This window comes from Rosistilla ulvae, from assembly GCF_007741475.1.
Taxonomy (GTDB): Bacteria; Planctomycetota; Planctomycetia; order Pirellulales; family Pirellulaceae; genus Rosistilla; species Rosistilla ulvae.
This window is the reverse complement of record NZ_CP036261.1, coordinates 6,296,114-6,317,685: the sequence shown is the minus strand read 5'-3', so window position 1 is coordinate 6,317,685 and position 21,572 is coordinate 6,296,114. Positions and strand designations below refer to the sequence as shown.

Annotated in this window: 5 protein-coding genes; 3 read left to right on the top strand and 2 right to left on the bottom strand. The window is 59.3% G+C overall.

Going from position 1 to position 21,572, the window contains the following annotated elements:
* Positions 1–706 precede the first annotated feature (706 nt).
* Positions 707–2,368, top strand: coding sequence for a sigma-70 family RNA polymerase sigma factor (locus EC9_RS22400; protein ID WP_145348286.1), 1,662 nt, complete (start codon positions 707–709; stop codon positions 2,366–2,368).
* 295 nt (positions 2,369–2,663) lie between these two features.
* Here EC9_RS22400 and EC9_RS22395 read toward each other — a convergent pair whose 3' ends face one another.
* Positions 2,664–3,218: a hypothetical protein gene (locus EC9_RS22395; RefSeq protein ID WP_145348285.1), complete on the bottom strand. Its 555-nt coding sequence runs from the start codon at positions 3,216–3,218 to the stop codon at positions 2,664–2,666.
* A gap of 578 nt (positions 3,219–3,796) precedes the next feature.
* Between EC9_RS22395 and EC9_RS22390 the strand changes: the two genes are divergently transcribed.
* Together EC9_RS22390 and EC9_RS22385 are read left to right on the top strand one after the other, a co-directional pair.
* Positions 3,797–15,037 (top strand): beta strand repeat-containing protein, encoded by an 11,241-nt coding sequence (locus tag EC9_RS22390; RefSeq protein ID WP_218934356.1) that lies wholly within the window; start codon positions 3,797–3,799, stop codon positions 15,035–15,037.
* Positions 15,038–15,122: 85 nt separating this feature from the next.
* Positions 15,123–20,708, top strand: a complete 5,586-nt coding sequence (locus EC9_RS22385) for a protein kinase domain-containing protein (protein ID WP_145348283.1) — start codon at positions 15,123–15,125, stop codon at positions 20,706–20,708.
* On the opposite strand, the gene EC9_RS22380 is transcribed toward EC9_RS22385, so the two are convergent.
* Positions 20,687–21,547, bottom strand: a complete 861-nt coding sequence (locus tag EC9_RS22380; RefSeq protein WP_145348282.1) for a hypothetical protein — start codon at positions 21,545–21,547, stop codon at positions 20,687–20,689. The genes EC9_RS22385 and EC9_RS22380 overlap by 22 nt on opposite strands.
* Positions 21,548–21,572: the final 25 nt, after the last annotated feature.

Below are 21,572 nucleotides of genomic sequence, written 5' to 3'. Positions count from 1 at the left end.
TGGTCCAAGAGAACCGGACGCTAGGACGTCCCGGCTGATACCTCAATCTGAAACACTCAATGGCCCCGGCGCGTCAATTGCGACGGTTGCCCCTTCGATACAATATTGAGACGAAAGGAAGCGTAGGCGGCCAAACTGGCAGAACGTTGGTGCAAATTGCGACAAACTGGTGTCAAATTGATACCACTGGACAGTTTTTACATAGCTCCCGAGCAGAAAAAGAACAAGTTACAAAGCCCCAAAGGTGGGTAGCCGAAGCGAGCTGAAAAATTTAAGTCCTTTGTTTTCAGACACTTAGTCGAATTTGGACAGTAATTTGTGAACGCTTTTGCACGGTTTGGCCTCTAATTTCCTAGTAAGGACCTTTAACTCGAAGCGTCTTGTAATGTGTGACGAGCTTCACAGCGAAACACGCGTACTAATGATAGGATTCAATCTGTCAGGCGATTGCCCAAGATTGATCGAGTTTGAACGATGTACGTTGACAACGAAGTCGTTGTTTTAAAAGCAGAATCTGAACAGAACTCAGACGCTTTGCTTTTCGTAACACGACTCGACGGAAGGACAAGGAGTCCGGAAGTCGTTGTCCACGTTAACCCGCCTCGGGAAGAGGCGAATCCCGGGCCTAATTTTAGGCAGCAATGACGGAGCGACCCGCCGGGGTCGTAGGGATGCCGTCGCTGTCGGTATACGGGGAATAAGTGTGATGCACGAAGACTATCGCGATCAAGCCGTCAAAGAACTGCGCGACCACCTGCGTTTTGCTCCTCGCAGCAAAAAGCTGGAGCAAGCCGCGCGAGCAGAGAAACTGCTTTCAGAAATCGAGACAACTAAGGATTACCCCTTTGATCTCGTCTGTTTCCGCATCACCGATTATCGCCCCGAGCAACCCTCGCGTCGTTTGGTCCACGGCAAAGATATCCGGCACGACCTGCGTCTGTTCGTCGAAGATGTCTCCGACGCCGCCGATATCAATGCCGATGAAGCAGCCGAACCGGTTCATACCGTCGACGATCTGAGCAAGATGTTTAACGTCTCGACCAAGACGATCAGCCGCTGGCGCGATCAGGGTCTGGTCAGTCGTCGATTTGTCTTCGAGGGTCGCAAACGCGTTGGCTTTCTGCACAGCAGTGTCGAGCACTTCGTGGCTCGCAATAAGGACCGCGTCAAACGCGGCGAGCGGTTCAGCCAGCTGAGCGAAGACGAGAAGGGCGAGATGATCGAACGCGCTCGCCAGATGGCGACTCGCGGCACCAGTCTGTCGGAAGTCACTCGCCGCCTGTCGGCGCGGATGAGCCGCAGTGCTGAAACGATCCGCTACACCCTGAAGAACTACGATGCCGAAAATCCCCAATTGGCGATCTTCCCGAACCATCGCGGTGCATTGACCGAAGATGACAAACGGGCGATCTTCCAATTGGCCCGTCGCGGCACCACGGTCCCTCAGTTGTGCAAACGCTACGGTCGCACGCGCAGCAGCATCCAACGAATCCTTGTCGACATGCGTGCCGCTCGGATCATGGAACTGCCGCTGGACTATATGTTCAACGAGGACTTCGAAAACGCCGCCCTGGAACCGGCGATCTTGGGCGCGATGCCCGAACCGGAGAAGGCGCCGCGCAAGCTACGCGTACCCGCAGGCCTGCCACCTTACTTGGCCAGCCTGTACGACGTGCCGCTACTGGATCGCGAACAGGAATATTACCTGTTCCGCAAGATGAACTACCTCAAGCACAAAGCGAACAAGCTCCGCGAGCAACTGACTCCTGGCAACGCGAAAACGTCGCTGATGGACGAAATCGAAGCCCTTTACGAACAAGCGGTGCAGACGAAAAATAAGATCGTTCAATCGAACTTGCGGTTGGTCGTTTCGATCGCGAAACGACACGTTGGATCGACCGACGACTTCTTTGGTCTGGTCAGCGATGGCAACATGTCATTGATCCGCGCGGTCGAGAAGTTCGATTACGCCCGCGGCAACAAGTTCAGTACTTATGCCAGTTGGTCGATCATGAAGAACTTCGCCCGCACGATTCCGGACGAATTCAAGCACCGCGATCGCTTCCGCACCACCGGTGAGGAACCGTTCCTGGCCGCTCAAGATGAACGCAAAGATCCGATCGCCGAGGAATCGGCGCATCAACGTCGCCAACGTCAGGTCAATCGAATCCTGAATCGCTTGGACGACCGCGAACAACGGATCATCAGCGCTCGCTTCGGTCTGGGACGTCGCAACGAACCGCAGACTTTGAAAGAGGTCGGCGAGGAGTTGGGCGTGACGAAGGAGCGGATTCGTCAAATCGAAGCCCGCGCGTTGTCGAAGCTGCGGGAAGCAGCCAACGCGGAAAAGATCGAGATCGATATCTAAGTCGCAGCCCTTTCTGCGACCGCCGACCTGCAGCTTGCAGGTCGCGATTGGTCCGTCCCCCCAATCCAGCGGCTGTTCTCAGCAGCAGCCGTTGGCCGGCCGATCGCTCTTCAGTTTTTCTACCACGGTTCGGTGCTACGACCGTTGCCCGATGATGTCCTCTAGACGCTCCACTCGGGGCTTGGAATGTCCCGAAACGATCCGAGATCCGTGCCGGTAGATCGATTTCGTCTCATGACGACTGCCGATGGCGCGAACAGCGAATCGGCCCTCGGATAAGTTTTGGTCGCACAGATTAGAGCAGCAGGAAAACAAAACCGGCTGTGGCGAGTCCCTGCAGTGTCGCCGCGTGCAGCTTGCATTCAAACGGACGCATTCGCGACATCTCTTGGCAGCAACGGCAATCGCCGGCGGCACACTCTGTCGTGCAGGGCGGATCGGCTGCGATTTGATATGGCAGCGTCAGCGTGTTGGCCAAGAAATGGACCGCCGAAACGGCGGTGGTCGCGATACCACAACCATTGCCGCAGCGTTCTAGATCGGGTTCTTCAAAGTACAATGGATTGTGGCACGAGCAGATGGGATACCGATTCAGAGGCGAAAATGGATGGAAGTCCGCCTCAATCACTGTCACTTCACCCGACAGCAGTGCGGCCGCTTTGTCTTTGGGGGCCTTTGAACCGTCGCTGACCGGTTCCAACTTGATTCGGTCCAACGGCTTCATCAAGCTCGCTAAACGCTCGGCAATCGGATCTCGCTTGGGCGACTTGGATTTCCCCTTCGCCGACGGCTTCCCCTGATCGGGTGCCGCCGACTCACTGTCGCTTTCCGACGATGGCGGTTGGATCATCTCAACTTGGAAAACGCGGGCGACTCTATCCTCCCTGTCAAGATCGGCCGCAACGGCCTGGTGCTGGCAGAAAAAAGGAGTCACAGACACTGCTAGCAAAGCTGCGATTGTGGGAATCTGCGGTCGCATCATCGTTACTCTAGGCTGGAGAATGCCACGAAAACGGTCCACAAAACGAGGGATCGGTGGACCAGCTTTAGATGATCATCGACATCCCCACGCCTTGCCACCAGCGTTACTGTTACCGTCGACAGGTTTGATACAACCGGCAAAGCCAAGTCGAAACGGATTGCGGGTCTCCTCACACGTGGGGAAAGTTGCCTGTTTGTCTGCGGAAAACGATCTGCGGTTAGCGTGCGGCAACTACGATAAGCGGTTATTCTGAACGGTCCGGATACCCGTGCGTTCGTTAATCCCAATGGCCGCTGACCAGGTAGATCTCGTCGATGCGATTGCTACACGTCCTCCGAAGGTTGTCCCAAGCGAACGCTTGGGCACGCCAGCTGATGCGAGCGCAAAGCCCTCGGGCCGCGCGGCCGCCGCTGCCGGTGCGGTTGCGTCGCGCAGCCCCTTTAACGGTGGGACGCCTCGAAAAACGAATCGTCTTGGACGCCAGCGGCGTGCTGTCGGCGATGGGGGAATTGGTCATCACCAGCGATGCTGCCGCCGCCAACGAAACGGTGACGATCGATACCAACACCGACGGCGAACTGCAGATTACCGAGTTGGGCTCCCCGCTGGAGATTGTCGACGAACTGGGAGCACCGGTTGCGTCGCTCGCGGGTGTCACTTCGATCGATGTCTCCTTGGGGGAGGGACAAGACCTGTTGGTCGTCGATTTCAGCGCCGCCCCGCTCCCCTCATCGATCCCAAACATCAGCTATCACGGCGGGGCGGCGAGCGATCCCAGCGGAGCTCCACTGGATCGCTTGAGCGTGATCGGCAGCGGAACTCAGTCGGCGATCTACGCTCTCGACACCCTGCTGCCAGCCGATGGTTCGCTGCAAGTCGGCGATCCGTCGCTAGCATCGACAACGATCGCTTTCGATGGCCTGCAACCGATCGAAATCACCGGCATGGCTTCGACGCTGCTGCAGACCAACGACGCCTCGGGCGGCTCATCGACAATCGAGATCTCGGGTGAGTTTGACCTTGTTGGCGGCGGAAGCGATGCAGACCTGAACGTTCACGACGGCGCAGTCCTCTCGGGAACCGGAACCGTTCAAGCGGGCGACCTGACCGCCAACGTGAACCTTCAATCGGGCAGCACCCTGTCGCCAGGCAACAGCCCGGGGATCATGGCGGTTGCCGATTTGAACTTCGCCGACAACACAACGTTCGACGTCGAGATCGACGACCACGATTCCGCCGATCCGCTGATCACACCGACCGGCGGCGTCGCGGGGATCGATTACGATCAGATGCAGGTTCAAGGTTCAGTGACGATTGGCACCGGTGTTGTGCTGGATCTCGAAGACCTGGGATCGACCGAAGCGAATCCTCGCGACGTCTATACGATCATCGACAACGATGGCTCCGATGCCATCGTCGGTCGGTTTGTCGACACGTCGAACGTCGTGTTGGAAAACGGCGATACGGTGACCGCTGCGGGAGGCCTTCGGTACCGCATCGACTACAACGGTGGCGACGGCAACGATGTCGTGCTGACCGGAATTCCAGCGTCGCGGTCCGAGGTGTTTGTTTCCAACAGCTTCACTCAGACGCCGGGAACGTTGATCGCCGACGTCGACTTCAATACCGACGGCAACCAACCGGGGCTGTACGGAATCGATGCCTTCGGAACGCTTGCCGAAGCGATCGCAAATGTCGATTCGGGCGGAACGGTTTACGTCGACGCAGGGACGTTTGCCCATTCCGGAACACTGCTGATCGATCGATCGGTGACGATCGAAGGCCAAGGCATGAACCAAACGGAGATCCGCAAAGCGGTTGCTCCGGTCGGCATCGATGACGAAGCGATCCGGCTCACCGCCGATAACGTCACGCTTCGCGGCATGCAGTTGGGATGGGTCGACTTTCTATCCAACGACGGTCAAGGCAACGTGGTTGTGACGCACGCTGACCAGACGACGATCGATCGAGTTCAGTTTGGCGAAACGTTGGGTGGCGATCCTTCAAATGACGAAGGCTACCGCAGCGCGATCGTCTTCGAAAACGCAGACGATCTGGTCGTCTCCGATTCCAACTTTGCAGGGCGTTGGGCATCCGCAGCGATCCGCGACGGAAGTGGCGGCAGCGGCGAACGACTGCTGATCACGGGGAACCAATTCAGCGAAGACCATCTCCACGGCGAAGGCCCGATTTCGATCGGCTCTTCGCCGGGAGCACCCGGCGCGACCGTCAGCGGCACGATCGCGTTCAACTATTTCGCCAACGGCATCGATCCCACCGACACTCCCAGCGCGGGCGACCAGTACATCACCGTCGCGATCGCCGATCGCGTCGTCGGCACCGATGGCTTGACGATCCACAACAACACATTCCACTGGCACGACGCCAGCCTGCCCGCCGAAAGCGTTGGCGTCTCGATCGATCCGGCGATCCCTGGCGCCGACCGGATTTCGATCCAAGACAACATCTTCGACGGCTTTGCATCGGGCGATGCGGCGGCGGTCCAAAGCAGCGGCGTGATCACGCCGGTCAATGCGGTTGTGACCAACAACGTATTCTTCGGCAACGACATCGATTCGAACCAACCGCTGGACGCATCAAATCGGACGGGCGCGGATGCCGATCCGTTCTTCGACGGAGAACAGGTCGGATTTGCCGGATCGACGCTGCCCGACTTCTTCGCCCTGCGGTACGGTTCCGCCGCGGCTTACCAATCGATTTCGTTCCAAGCTGATATCGCAACCGCGACGCCACACATCGGAGCCAATCAAGGCGATCCCACGCCGGTTGGCACCGAAGACATCGTGATCGCGGGGACCGACCTGAACGACTTATTAGTGGTCACGTTCGACGGCGGCGGATCGGGAACGTTTGTCTTGACAACGGGAGTCGGCACGGCCAGCGAAACCACGCTTGGCCCCGTCGTCTTCAGCGACATCACCTCGCTGACCTTCGACAGCTACGGCGGTGACGATGTCATGAAGATCGTCCAGCCCGACGGCGGCAGCATCGACGTCGGCGGTGGGATCTTCTTTAACGCGGGTTCGCAAACGCTCGACGGCGACGCTCTGATTCTCGAATCCGGACTGGCACAGACGACGATCGACAGCGTGCACTACTTCTTCGCAGACGAAGGAATCGCAGGGCATGTCGGTTCGATCGCGATCACCGACGCCAGCCACAACGGCGGACTCGGTGGTACGACCACGATCCACTACGACGGGCTGGAACCGATCTACGACAGTCTGAACGTCGACGATCGCAGCTTCACTTTCAACTCCACTGCAGCCATCGAAACGATCACGTTGTCCAGCCCCGGCGATTCGGCAGATCCGATGCTGCCGCCGCTAGACAATAAGATCGGTTCCGAATTCGGTGGCGTTCCGCTCAGCGAAGTTGTCCATTTCAACAACCCCAACGTCTCGTTGACGATCAACGGTGGCGACGGCGACCAAACAATCAACATTGATTCGCTGGATGCCGATTACCACGCGGCACTCTCGATCAACGGCGACGATGGCGTCGCGGACGTCGTCAATTTCAATAGCTCGCTGGGCGCGTTGTTGCTGGGATCGGGAAGCGTCACCGGCACCCTGACGGTTACCGCCGAAACGATCGCCATCCACGACGGTGTCAGCATCGACACCAGCGGTGGCGACACCGATGGCGATGTCACATTCGACGCTATCGCGGGCATCACGATGCACGATACGTCGACGCTCGCTGCGGGAACTGCTGATGTTCGCATGAGCGCCCAAGGAGACATTGGGATCAGCCGAATCGTGTCGGCGGAAACCGTCGCGATCACCACCACCGACGGGCGGATCGTCGACAATCGCAGCTCCGACGAATCTGCCAACATTACAGCGACATCGGCCGCGCTGCGATCCGCAACGGGAATCGGCTCGGGAACCGCTGCCGACGACGCGGATCTCGATCTCGATGTTTCCAACCTCGCCGCGGTTACCAACGCGGGCGATATTCATCTTCAAAATGCCAAAGAGCTATCCGTCACGACGGTCGACGGATTGTCGGGGATTGCGATTATCGATCCCTTGAACAACAACGCGTTGGGAATCATCACAATCCGCACCGCTGGGGCATTTCAAGTCGCGGTGGGCAATGGGATCCTCAACAGCGATGGCGGCGATATCACTCTGGCCGCCGAAGGAAATACGGTCGACAGCGACCTCTCTATCGCTGCCGCGGTTACCGCGTCGGGCGGTTCGGGAAACATTCACCTGCTGGCTGGCGATTCGATCGCGGTGGCGGCCGTTGCGGTTACAGCGACTCAGGCCGGCGCGATCCTGTTGAGTTCGGGGACCGATTTCAATAACGGCAGCCCGCGGATCGGCAGCGCTGCGGGGCAGATCGCTTTGACCAGCGCCGCTCGCGTTCAGTCCGATGCCGGACACATCTCTCTGCTCTCCGCCGATTCGATCGGTTTGGGAAGCGACGTTCAGGTACAGACATCCGGCTCGGGAACGATCGATCTCTATTCGACCGGCGGCGCGATCGCGATGGATACGACCGCGATTCTGCAATCAACTGATGGCGACATTCGAGTTTCCGCCCACGACGACTTCACGATCGGCGATATCGTTGCCTCGGCTGCCACCGTTTCACTGACAAGCGCCACAGGATCGATCCTCGATGCCGACGCCAACGACTCGGATCTCGATGTCGTCGCGCAACGTCTGCGATTCGATGCCGCTGTCGGCTTTGGGGAACTGGGCGCATCCTCCAATGCCATCGAAACAAGTGTCGACGTCGTCAGCGGCCGATCCGCCAGCGGCGGCATTCATCTGGTTGAGAGCGATGGCGTGACGGTGGGCGATGTCGACGCGACCGTCTACCGCGTTTCGGCAACGACAGTCCCCACCGCAATCGTCGATGGCTCGCAAAGCGACCTGGTGACAATTGGCGGAAACGGCAGCGTCGTCCTGCGGTCGCTCGCCGGCGATATCACGCTGACCGATGGGACCGCAACCGCGGACGGCAATGCTGTCGTTGCCCATGGCAGCGGCAATGTCTTGATTGCAGCTGAAGGCATCGACGCCGATACCGTTGTCGACGCAGACATTCGTTCGACCTCTGGCAACCTCAGTTTAATTGCCGCCGGCGACCTAAAGCTGAACGCAGATGTCGATGTTCAAACAGGAACCGATGGCACCATCGACGTCGAAGCTTCGGCGGGATTGCTGACGATGGACGCAACCGCGACGCTGCAGTCGGTTGCTGGCGATATCCGAGGAGTGGCAAACAACGACCTTACGATCGGCGACATCTTCGCCACCAATGCCAACGTTTCACTGACCGCTCGCACCGGATCGATCCTCGACGCCGATGGCGATGACATCGACGTCACGGCACAAGGGCTTCGCCTAAACGCGGCCGAAGGAATCGGAACCTTGGGCGCCAGCAGCAACGCGATCGAAACAAGCATTGGCGTCGTCACAGCGCGCGCGGCCGTTGGCGGAATCAACCTATTGGAATCCGACGCAGTTACCGTCGGCGATGTCGCGATCACCGTCAACCGCGTTGCCTCCGACGCGTCGGTCGTCGTGGTCGAAGACGCGGCACAAAGCGACTTGGGGACGACAGCCGATAACGGCAGCATCGTCCTGCGGTCGCTCGCTGGCGACGTCACGCTAACCGACGGTCACGCCGCGACAGACGGCAATGCGGTCGTCGCCGATGGCAGCGGCAACGTCTTGATTGCAGCTGAAGGCATCGACGCCGATATCGTTGTCGACGCAGACATTCGTTCGACCTCTGGCAACCTCAGTTTAATTGCCGCCGGCGACCTAAAGCTGAACGCAGATGTCGATGTTCAAACAGGAACCGATGGCACCATCGACGTCGAAGCATCGACCGGATCGCTGGCGATGGACGCAACCGCAACGTTGCAATCGGTCGCTGGCGATATCCGAGGAGTTGCCAACAACGATTTGACGATCGGCGACATCGTCGCCACCGATGCCAACGTTTCGCTGACCGCTCGCACCGGATCGATCCTCGACGCCGATCCCGATGACGCCGACATCGACGTCACGGCACAAGGGCTTCGCCTAAACGCGGCCGAAGGAATCGGAACCTTGGGCGCCAGCAGCAACGCGATCGAAACAAGCGTCGACGTCGTCACGGCTCGCGCGGCCGCTGGCGGTATCAACTTGTTGGAATCCAACGGAATTACCGTCGGCGACGTCGCTATCACAGTCAACCGCGTCACCTCCGACGCGTCGGTTGTCGAAGTTATCGACGGGGCACAAAGCGACTTGGTGACGACATCCGATAACGGCAGCATCGTCCTGCGGTCGCTCGCTGGCGACGTCACGCTAACCGACGGTACCGCCGCGGCAGACGGCAATGCGGTCGTCGCCCATGGCAGCGGCAACGTCTTGCTGCAGACGATTGCAACGACGGCAGACATTATCATCGACGGCGATGTCCGCAGCCAAAGCGGCCACGTGAGCATCAACGCAGCGGACGACATCCATCAGAATGCCGATCTGATGACCGGCGGCGAAGGGACCATCTCCCTAACGGCCTCCAATTCAAACGATGATGGTGTCGGCAACGATGGAATCGTGATGCGTTCGGACGCGCAAACAGTTTCCGGAGGTGGAAACATCCGCTTGCAAGCCGCTGGTGAAAGCGACCTGTTCCTGGGCCTAATCGATGCCGGAACCGGAGACGTTTCGTTGCTCGCCGAACGCGACGTTCTGGATAACAATGGGGCGACGTTAGTCAATGTTCGCGGCGATGCATTGCGAATCGTTGCCGATGCAAACGGGAACCAAACGGGGACGATCGGAACCTCCGATACCGGCAACTCCATTGAAAGCAACGACCACGCGATTCAAACCGCCGTGACTACGCTAGCGGCTGTCGCTGGCGACGGGATCTACATCCTTGAATCCGACGCTATCGCGATCGATCACACGACCGACATTTCGGTCCAACAGGTGGGCGCCGACGCGACGGTGACCACGATCACCGATACCAGCCTTTCGGATCTTGAGACGACCGATGCCGGCCCCATCAAATTGAAGACGTTGGCCGGAACGATCACGATTAACGAAGGGGATGTCGACGACAACGGTGTCCGCGCCGCCGGCTTGGGCGACGTGTTGATCGCCGCCGGTGGAAACGCTTCCGATGTCGTGATCAACGCAGGCGTATCGAGCGATTTGGGCAACGTGAGCATTTCCGCTGGGGACGACATTGCGTTAGCTGCCGATCTTTCCGCGGGTGGCGAGGGGACGGTGTGGATCCAAGCGGGCAATGCGTTCGCCGAAACGCCAGCCGTCGATGGCTTCCACATGCTAGCGGGTTCAACGATAACCAGCGGTGGCGATATCGCCATCGAATCGCTGGGCGAGAGCGATCTTGTCGTCCAAGCGATCGACGCGGGAACCGACGCGGTCCGTTTGTCGGCGGCCGGGAACATCGTCGATGGCAACGGAGCCGCACTCAACATCACCGCGGGCGCGGTCATGTTGATCGCCGACGCGAACTCCGATGGCGAGGGAAGTATCGGATCGCCCGATCCATCGAGCCTGCCAAGCGACAATCTGAAAGCGATCGACATCGCGGCCCAACGCGTTGCCGCACGCAGCGCCGATGGAATCTACCTGCATCAGACCGCGGGCGATCTGATCGTCGACGCGGTCACCGTCGATGTGAATCGCGTGCATTTCAATTCGACCACATCCGAAGATTCGCAAACGCTCGCCGATCTGGAGACAACCGATTCCGGTTCGATCAAAGTTGTCGCGTCCGATGGCGATCTAACACTCGACGATGGTGACGACGACGGGGGCGCAGTGAGTGCAGCGGGGGGCGGCGACGTCCTGTTGGACGCACGCGGGTCGGGCAACCTGAACATCAATGGATCGGTCTTCAGCGGAAGCGGCCAGATCGGCTTGCAAGCTCAAGAGTCCATCGAACTGGCAAACGATGTCACAGTGCAGACCGGCGGCGACGGGACGATTGTGATCGACGCGAGCCTTTCGGCGGGAACCAGCGGCGCCATCGCGATGGCTGCCGAAGCCCGCGTGCAAACGGAAAACGGCGATATCCATATCGCTGCCGACCAAACGATTTCAGTCGGCCGCATCGAGACGCTTGCCAACGTGAGTATCACCAGCATCGCCGGATCGATCGTCGACACCGACATGGATGACGCGGCAATCGACGTCACGGCAGCGGGCTTGCGAATGAACGCCTTCGACGGCGTAGGCGTCCTCGGAGCGACGGCCAACGGACTGGAGACCCAAGTTGCGACGCTGAGTGCGCGTGCGGGAAGCGGTGGCGTCCACGTGATCGAAGCCGATGGCCTGCGTATCGATGATGTCGCGGTCCAGGTGCAGCGTCCCGAGTTCCGGTCGACGCTAACGACGGTCAACGACCTCGCGCAAAGCGACCTCCGCACGACCGATGACGGCAGTATCGTGCTGCGGTCGCTCGCCGGAGAGATCACGCTCAACGAAGGAACGGCATCTGCGGGGGATGGCGCGATCCAAGCCGATGGGATCGGGAACGTTCTGATCGCGGCCGAAGGCCTCGGTTCGCAGATCAACGCCAACGCAAATATTGTCAGCGGCGTTGGCAATATCAGTCTGATCGCCGCCGATTCGATTGCAGTCGCCGCTGGCGTGAACGTTACCACAGCGGCCAACGGCACGATCGATCTCGAAGCGACGACCGGGGCGTTGACGATGGCGGCAACTGCCACACTGCAAACCGATGCAGGCGATATCCGCGCGGCGGCGGGAGCCGATCTGACGATTGGCGATATCGTCGCGACCGACGCCGACGTCTCGCTGATCAGCACCGGCGGCTCGATTCTGGACGCGGATCCCGACGATGCGAATGTCGATGTAACAGCCATCCGCTTGCGTTTGGCTGCGGCCATTGGCGTTGGAACGGCAACCAATGCGATCGAGACCGATGTCGATACGCTCAGCGGCCGCGCGACCTCTGGCGGGAACCAGTTGCTCGAGACCGATAACATCGCGATCGACGATGTCGAGGTGACGGTCCAACGGATCGCCAACGACGCAACCTCGACGAATCTGACCGATGCGTTGCAGAGCGATCTGCGCACGACGGGCGGCAGCGGTTCGATCGCGTTACAAACGCTCGATGGCAGCATCACGCTCAACGAAGGAACCGCAGCGACCGGCGACGGCGCGATCTCGGCCAACGGATCGGGCAACGTTCAAATCAACGCAAGCGGCGTCGACAGCGATCTGATCGCTGGCGCCGACGTCGCCAGTGGCAGCGGAGCCATCGTGCTCGATGCGTCCCGCAACATTCTGCTGAACGCCGGCGTCGACGTGACAACAGCCGGTGCCGGAACGATCGCCCTGACAGCGACCACGGGCAACCTGACGATGGCTCCAACAGCAACGCTGCAATCGGTGGCCGGAAACATCACCGGGACAGCGGCACAAGACGTCACGATCGGCGACATCACATCGACGATGGCCAATGTGATCCTGACTTCACAATCATCGCAAATCATCGACGCCGATCCGGCGGGCGATTCCGACCAAGACATCGCGGCGGTCGAAGCGATCCTAACGGCTCCGCTAGGCATCGGCGTCGGAAACGCGATCGAAACCTCGGTCGACGTCTTGGAGGCCGAAGCGACGACATCCGGGACGATCGCAATCGTGGAATCCGATGCAATTGAATTGCGTCGGGTGATCACAGGAGACGGTCGCATCGCGGTCACCGCGGGTGGAACGATCACAGCGACCGAGGTGCAGTCGACCAACGCAAGCTCCTCCGATGCAGCGATTGGCCAGGCCGACAGTCGCGACATCGCGTTGGTCGCCAATGGTGCGGCGAGCAGCATTTTGGTGACGAAGATTACCGCAGCGGCGGGCGCCGATGTGCACCTGACCGCCGACAATGACATCCTAGATACCGACATCGATGATGACAATTTGATCTTCGCCGACGACCTGCATTTGATCGCGGGGAATCAGAGCGATGATGGCGACAACGCGGTTCAACTGACAACAACGATCAACGACCTGCAAGCCGAAGTCAGTGGCAGCGGCCGCGGCGATCTAGAGATCCTCGAGACCGACGCATTGAACTTGGTCACCAGCGATGAAGCAACCGACGCCGATGTATTGCGAACCAGCAACGGTGAAATTCGCGTGTCCGCTGGCGGATCGATCGTGCTGGCAGATCCCGACCTCAGCAACGACGGCGGCGACCGGACTGCCGATCCCGAAATCGTCGCCGGTGGTGACAATGGACGAATCCTGTTGCAGACCGACGGCGACCTGACGATCGACGAAGGAGTTCAAATCCACGCGGCACAATCGACAGTTGGCGCGGTCAGGATCAGCGCTGTCGGCGAGATCGTTCTAGGCGATCAGATCGAAATCAACACCGGCGCCAGCACCGGCGTCGCCCGCGTCTTTGCACCGCGCCCGGAGGAGGGCGTGACTGACACGGCGTTCTACGATTACGACACTGTCTCGACCACAATTCTCGCATCGGAACCGGGAGGTTTCGGCGGCGACCTGACGATCGACGTGGGAACAACTGGAGAACGTGGGCTGGCGATCGAAATCGACTGGGGTGCCGAAAGTGGGCGGTTTGAGGTCGTCGACGGTATCGATGGCGACTCAATGACAACGGTCCATCACATGTACACCGAAGCGGAAGTCTTAACCTCCACGCTCAACGGTCGCGTTTCCTCTACCAGTCCGATCGAAGTTCGCTTTGCGGTTCGACAACACGAATCGATCGTGATGGAAGGGGCATCGATCCAACAGGGACTCTCGGGAACCCAGATCGTCGATGGCGGATTGATTTCGTCGACCGACAATCCGATCACCACGCCACTGCTGGAGAATGGCGAGACGTCGTTTATGGTTCCCAACCTATCGATTCCGACACGGCTGTTCTTTCCACCACCGGAGTATCCCGAATTGGTGCGTCGCGTCAGCGAATCCTACATCGAGACGTCGACGCTTCTGACAACAACAACGCATTCGACGGAAACCACGACGGTCACGACAACGACGGCCCGCGACGAGTACTTTCAAATCCGTGTGATCTCGCCCGATCCGAACGTTGAATCGGAAGTCCCACCGGAACGCTTGCCCGACGACATCCTCTCGGGCGACAAATTGCAGACGTTATTCGCAAACCTGCCCGATGGCACCTACGAGGTCGAATACGTGTTGGGGGAAGGAAACGCGCGGTCGATTCTGCGAGTAGAGATTCGCCAAGGCAAGCCGATCATTCCGGGTGAGGATCTGGAAGGAGGCCTACTGAAGCTGAAGGAACTCGACTTGGATTCTTTGAAGTCGACGCCCTCGGAGCCAGCGGCAACGCCAAGCGATTTAGAAACGACTCAAGTGACACCAACGGCAGTGGAGTCGGACTTTTCGGCAGGGGAGCTAGCGGGAGCAAGTGTCATCTCTGCAGAACCGACTCCATTGGACGATCGACAAACGCCGCATGCCTGGCAACCGGAACCGCCCACATCCCGCGACGACGGCCTGGCGGATGCAACGACGGAACGCCCCAACGAATTAATTGCGACGGCGGCAGGAACATCGTTGATAGGATGGATGGCCAAGAAGCGGAATCGACATACTGGCGGCGAGTTTTCGCTGACACGTCGGATTGCACGCCGATTTGCGAAATAAAGGATGAACGTCTCTGGGGGCCGCACCGGTTTCCCACCGACAACCACCGCACTCAGAAGTATTGTTTAGTTCGGACAGTTTGACGATGACAAACAACGATCCTAAAGACCCCGGCAAACGCACCGTATCAGATGAATTGGAACAGACGTTCGAATTCTTCGAGGACGATGAGGATAGCCCCCTGCCGCTGTCCGATGCGAAGCAGTCGACCGATCCTGTCGGTGATCAAACCGTGGAGTTCGATGAACCTGTTGTCGACAAAGATGTCGACGATTCCCCACTAAGCAAGGCGTTTGGCCCGACGGGAACGATCATCGAAGGGGAACATTTCCTGGATCCTCAACAAACGTTCCTGGTGGGTGATAAGACGGTTGATCTGAACGATCAGGAATCCGACGACTCTCCGACTCTCGACGCCGACGATCTGCAGGCGTTGCAAGAAGACGACGCGGGGCGGATCGATCCCAGACAGACGGTCGACGAAGGCCTCGGCAAAACGTTTGAAACCCCAACTGTCGATCTGGGCAACCCGCAAGGCTTGGGCGATTTCCCCACGATGGAACTCGAAAGTGGGATGCTATCGGACGTTCCCGATCTAAAGGAGACGATCGATCCGGATTCGGTGCTCAACGGAAACAACATCACCCAGACGATCGATGCGCGGTCGCTTAGCGACGCGGACAAGCAGATTTGGGGGCTGACCAGCGACTTCAGTCTCTCCACCGACAATCAAGCTCCGCCAGCGGTGCCCCACGGAGCGGTCGATCGCGACGACATCACCGAGAGCAAGGTCTTGGTTCCTGGACGTCAGCTGGCTGGTATCGGTACCGATCTGAGCATCGGATCGGACTACGAATTGATCGAGGTCTTGGGCGAAGGGGGAATGGGAACGGTCTATCTGGCCCGTCAGACATCGCTGGACCGGCTGGTCGCTCTCAAGATGGTCCGCCCGTTGGCCGATGCCAAGGCGCAACAGCTCCGCGAGACCGGCCGGCTGGATGCCGCGGAAAACAATCGGCGAAATCAGTTTTTATCCGAAGCGATCGTCACGGGCGACCTCGACCATCCCAACATCGTGCCGATCCACGACCTGGCCTTGGCCGACGACAAGGCTTTGTTCTATGCGATGAAAAAGGTCGACGGGATCCCGTGGTCCAAAGCGATCATGGACAAGTCGCAGGACGAGAATCTCGAGATCTTGCTGAAAGTCTGCGATGCGATCGGATTCGCGCATGCCCGCGGCGTCGTCCATCGCGACATCAAGCCCGAAAACGTGATGCTTGGCGAGTTTGGGGTCGTGATGCTGATGGACTGGGGACTGGCGATCCCGACCTCCAAGTGCAAAAAGAAATCCTCGATTCAAAAAGCCGCCAGCTTGGGCGGATCGCCAGCCTACATGGCTCCCGAAATGGCAGCCGGACCGGTCGAGAGTATCGGACCGGCCAGCGACATCTATTTGTTGGGAGCTGTGCTGTTCGAGATCATCACGGGCCGACCGCCACACATCGGCAACAACTTAACCCAGTGTCTCAAAGCTGCGGTCACCAACCAGATCGTCGATGTCTCCAGCCGGCACGATGGCGAACTGATGCAGATCGCCCGGACCGCAATGGCGACCAAACCGTCGCGGCGCTACGCCAGCGCCGCCGATCTGCAGAAAGCGATTCGCCAGTACCGTTCGCATGCCGAGAGCATCATGATGACGGTGCGAGCGGATACCGATCTGCTGCAGGCGGAAGAATCGAACGAATACACCGATTTCGCGCGGGCCACGTTTGGATTCGAAGAGGCGTTGACGCTTTGGCCAGGCAACGAGATCGCCGAACTGGGGCTCGACAAAGCCCGCGTCGCCTATGCCACCACCGCGTTGGAAAAAGAAGACTTCGAGCTTGGGCTGTCGCTGTTGGACGATCAGCACGAGAACCATCGTCCGCTGATCGAGAAGCTTCAACACGGACAACACGACCGCGATTCGCGCCGCGGTCGACTGCGTCTCGCCAAGCAAGTCGCCGTCGGCCTAGTCGCGTTTATCCTGCTGGGGGGCAGCGGCGCGCTCTACAAGATCAGCACCGAAAAGAACCGCGCGGTCGACGCTGAACGCCAAGCTCGCACCAACGCTCGGCTGGCGGAAGCCAAGCGAGCCGAAGCGCTTGAGAACATGGAACTGGCTCGACGCAGCCAAGTCGAAGCGGAGTACCAGAAGGGGATCGCGCAAGAAGAGGCGGACGAAGCCGATCGACAGCGGGCGATCGCCACGCAAAAAGCGATCGAAGCGGAGAGCAATTTCCAATTGGCCGCGGCCAACGAACGCAAAGCGATCAAAAATGCAGAGGAGGCAGCTCGCCAAGAACAGATCGCGTTGCAGCAACGCTCGATCGCGATGAAAAATGCCGAAGAAGCGATCCGCCAACGCGAGAACGCGGTCTACGAAGCTTACGTTGCGCAGATCGGTTTAGCCAAAGCGAGGATCGATCAAAATGAATTCGATGATGCCCGCCGGATCCTGCTGGAATTGAAGGCGCAAAAGAGCGATGGGGAATCGCCCGGATGGGAATGGCAATGGCTGTGGCAGCAAGCCAACCAAGCACAAGATGACAAACCGTTGGCGGCCGCCGGACGCAATCTGGCGATCAACCGCACCGCGACTCAAGCGATTGTGACGCTCGACGACGGCACGACGCAGCGCATCGAGATCGACGACGCTGGGGAGATCACGACAGCTGAGGTCGGCCAATTGCCCAAACTGGGATCGGTTGAGGTGACGGCGATCTCTCCCGATCAACAGGCGATCGCCACGGCGGGTGCCGATGGAATCGTGCGGTTGTACGATGCCAAGACGCTCGAGTTGCAAAGCGTGTTGCGCGGTCACAGCGACGAGATCACATCGCTTGGCTTTGTCGACGAGCAGCGTTTGATCAGCGGCAGCCGCGATCGGACGCTGCGATTGTGGGATCTGAATCAACAGCGAGAACTGGCCCAGTGTTGGCACATCGCCGCGGTCAACGACCTGTCGCTGTCGCTCGCCAACGGCAGAGTCCGCGTTTTGGCGGCGGTCGCCGATGAACGCTCCGGCCGCGCCGTGGTCTGGGACCTGGTGGCGGGGCAGTTTCAACGCGTCGGCGATTTCCTGGAACACGACGCGCCACTGATGGCCGTCGCTCTCTCCGCCGATGGACTTCGCGCCGCCTCGGGAGACCGCAGCGGTCGCGTGCTCGTCTGGAAAACCAACGCGGTACGCCCTGTCGATTATGCTTCGCGGATCACGATGGCGGTTAAAGCGATCTCGGGAACCGATGCCCCGAATAAACCAGCTGCCGAATCGGAGTTGCGATCGCCGCAAGCGACGCCGTTTAGCGAACTGATCGACTCACAAAACGACAATACGCTCAAGCTGACGCCCGCCGATTCGCAGGCTTCCCCCGCAGTGGCGCACACCGATGCGATCGAATCGATCGAGTTCAACGACGACGGGACGCAATTGTTGACGACCTCCGACGACTACACGATCAAGCTCTGGGATGTCGCATCAACTCGATTGACCAAGACGCTTCGCGGGCACGGCGGCTGGGTTCGCGACGCGGTCTTCTTTCCAGGAAACGATGGCCGGATCTTGTCGACAGGAAACGATGCGGCGGTTCGCGTTTGGCAACCGGCGACTCTGCAAGAGACCGTTGCGTTCCAGTCGACCGAATCGGACGCGCCGTCGCTGCAGACGCGTCCCCATGACGATGAGATCTGGTCGGCGTCGTTTAACGCCGACGGAACGAAGATCGTCACGGCCAGCCGAGATCACACGGCTCGCGTTTTGGAGATCGACCCGAAGACGCTGGGCTTCAAAAATACTGTCGACTTGGTCGACGAGAACGGACGCTTGCAAGAGGGCTCGCCGTTTGTTGCCCTTTCGCTGGCGGTCGATCCCAGCCACAACCGGTTGTTTGTCGGCAGCGCCGATTCCACCGTCCGCGTCTGGGACATGGGAAGCGGCAGCCAGTTGTCGAGCGCCGCGGGAACTGGACTCAACACAACGCTTGCCGTCTCATCCGATGGCAGCTTGTTGGTCACCGGCAGCAGCGACGAAGATGCGAGGTTTCTTGTTTGGGAAATCGACGCGCAGGGTATGATCGCGGAAAAGCCGAAGTTTCGACTAAAACAACATCAAACCACCGTCACCGCGATTGCGATCTCACCCGACAACCGATTGATCTTCACCGGCGATCGCAACGGGTTGGGCCTGCTGTGGGATCGTGCGACGGGCAAAACCGTCGGGGCAGCGTTGAATCAACACCTCGGATTCCGGATCAATGCGGCACAGTTCACGCCCGACAGCCAGCAGTTGTTGATTGCCGCCGACGACCAAAAGGTCTCGCGAGTCGATTTGAAGACGCTGCAATTGTTGGATGTCCTTCCGCACCCAGGTTTTGTCACTCGGTTGAGTATCGCCCCCGATGGTCGCAGCGCCGCGACGTTGGCGGAATCGTCGCTCGAAGGGACGCTCACCAGCACCGTCACGCTGTGGGACCTCAGCAATGGAAAGGACCGCGTGATCGATCGCGCTGTCCGCCGCGGCGAAGCGGCTGAGGGCGACGCTGCTAAAAAACAACGCATCGTGAGCGTTCGATTTGGCGATTCGGAAACGCTTGTCACGTCGCATGATCAAACCTCCGGCGACTTTGTCAAAATCTGGAGACTCGGCGACGCAAAGGCCGCCGTTGACCAAGTCTTGCAAATGCCGAAGAAACTGGCGACGTTAGCCGATGCGGTGCCGATGGGATCCGACCGTCTGCTCTCGCTGGCCGGCGACGCCGCCTTCTTGTGGGACTTAAAAAGCCTGAATCACATCCGCAGCTATCGATCGCATGGAGGCGTGACCGAAGCCGATTTCTCGTTCGACGGAAAGTATGTCGTCACGGGAAGTCGATCGATCCGAATCTGGGACGTCGCCTCGGGGCGGTCGCTGCAGAAGATGGAGGTCCCGCACGATGGAGCAGTCCGCACCGTACAATTTTCGCCCATCGAATCCGACTACACGTTTGCCAGCGGTGGCGAGGACGGTGTCTGCCGTCTGTGGCGTTGGGATCCGCAGCAGCAAGCGATCACGTTGATCAAAGAATTGCAGGTCGCGGGAACCGAGAAAGCGACGATTCATCAAGTCCGGTTTTCCCCCGACGGGAACTATTTGTTGAGCGTTGGGGACGATGCGGTCGCTCGCGTCTGGAGCGTCGACCAAGATCAACCGCCACGCCTGTTCAAAGACAAGGAATCCGATGCACCTTTCTTGTGCGGAGCGTTCTCCGACGATGGGCAATGGATCGCCGTAGGGTCTGAAGACCGGCAGGCGCGCGTCTGGCAATTGACCGACGACGGCGAAGGGGCCGACACACCGCGAAGCGTCTTGCAGGGACACGCCGATCAGATCGAAGCGATCGGATTTCTGGGGAGCGATCCGCGACAGCGTCGCATCATGACCGCCAGCCGCGATAAATCGGCGCGGCTGTGGGACCCACGGCTGTCCGATCGGTCGGGGAAGGGACGCGAGATCCTCGCTCTCCGCAAGCACTCCCTGGGGCTGACTGCCGTCGACGCCACGCGCGATGGCAGCCTGATGATGACCGCCAGCCGCGATGGCACGATCATCTTGTGGCCTGCCGGCTATGCGACGCCAACGATGTAGCTGATCCAACTAGGGTGACTCGGCGCGTTGATGCCGCGACGCCACTCCCCGGCGTCTTTGCCCGCATCCTCTTCCTGTTCCCAATAGACGTGACTCTCGCGGAAGCCCGCCTCGGCTAACAGCTCGCGGACCTCGGGGATCGTCCAGAAACGCCAGTGATACTCAAAGGCGTTTTTCATTTTGCTGCCATCGGCAAACTTGAAATCGATGCGGAAGTGAGCGTCCGCGTTGACCGGGTTGAAGCTGACTTGTTGCCAATGGTATTCGAAGCCGTGCTTCCCCTTTTTGATCGTCCGCTTGTCGACGTTCTGTTCCTCGTAACACGCTCCGCCTCCCATCATATCGATCACCATGATCCCTTCGCTGTTCAAGTTCGCTCGCGCGGCCTTGAAGTATTCGAGCACTTCGGGACGCGTCTTGAAGATCCAGAACGAAAAGTTCTGCGCCGCCAAGACGTCGACCGTGGGAACGCTGGGAATTCGAACGTCTTCCTGCAGCAGCGTCACGCGCGACTGTTGCTTTTCGGTCAGCTTGGACAGGTTGTGATCGCGGCCCCACTGCAGCGTCTGATCGCACAGATCGACACCGATCGCCGTCCGCCGCTTGTTCGAAACGACCCAATCGCAACAGACGGCAAAGGTGCCGCAAAAGTCCTCGCGAAGCGTATAGGGTTTGCGGCGAAAGGCATCGCGAAACGCTTGCTCAAAAAACTCGACCTCATGGCTGGGCGATTGCACCGACTTCTGGTAGCAGAGGAACTTGTCGGCGGTTTCGGCCATCGTCGGCGTCTTGGATTTGCGAGCTGTTTTTGGAGCGGCCTTGGTTTTCGTCTTGGTCATCGTTTTGCTGGGGTGATCGGTAACG

Coding starts and splice junctions, on each gene's coding strand:
- EC9_RS22400 (WP_145348286.1), top strand. CDS start 707: ATGCACGAAGACTATCGCGATCAAGCCGTCAAAGAACTGCGCGACCAC.
- EC9_RS22395 (WP_145348285.1), bottom strand. CDS start 3,218: ATGATCCAACCGCCATCGTCGGAAAGCGACAGTGAGTCGGCGGCACCC.
- EC9_RS22385 (WP_145348283.1), top strand. CDS start 15,123: ATGACAAACAACGATCCTAAAGACCCCGGCAAACGCACCGTATCAGAT.
- EC9_RS22380 (WP_145348282.1), bottom strand. CDS start 21,547: ATGACCAAGACGAAAACCAAGGCCGCTCCAAAAACAGCTCGCAAATCC.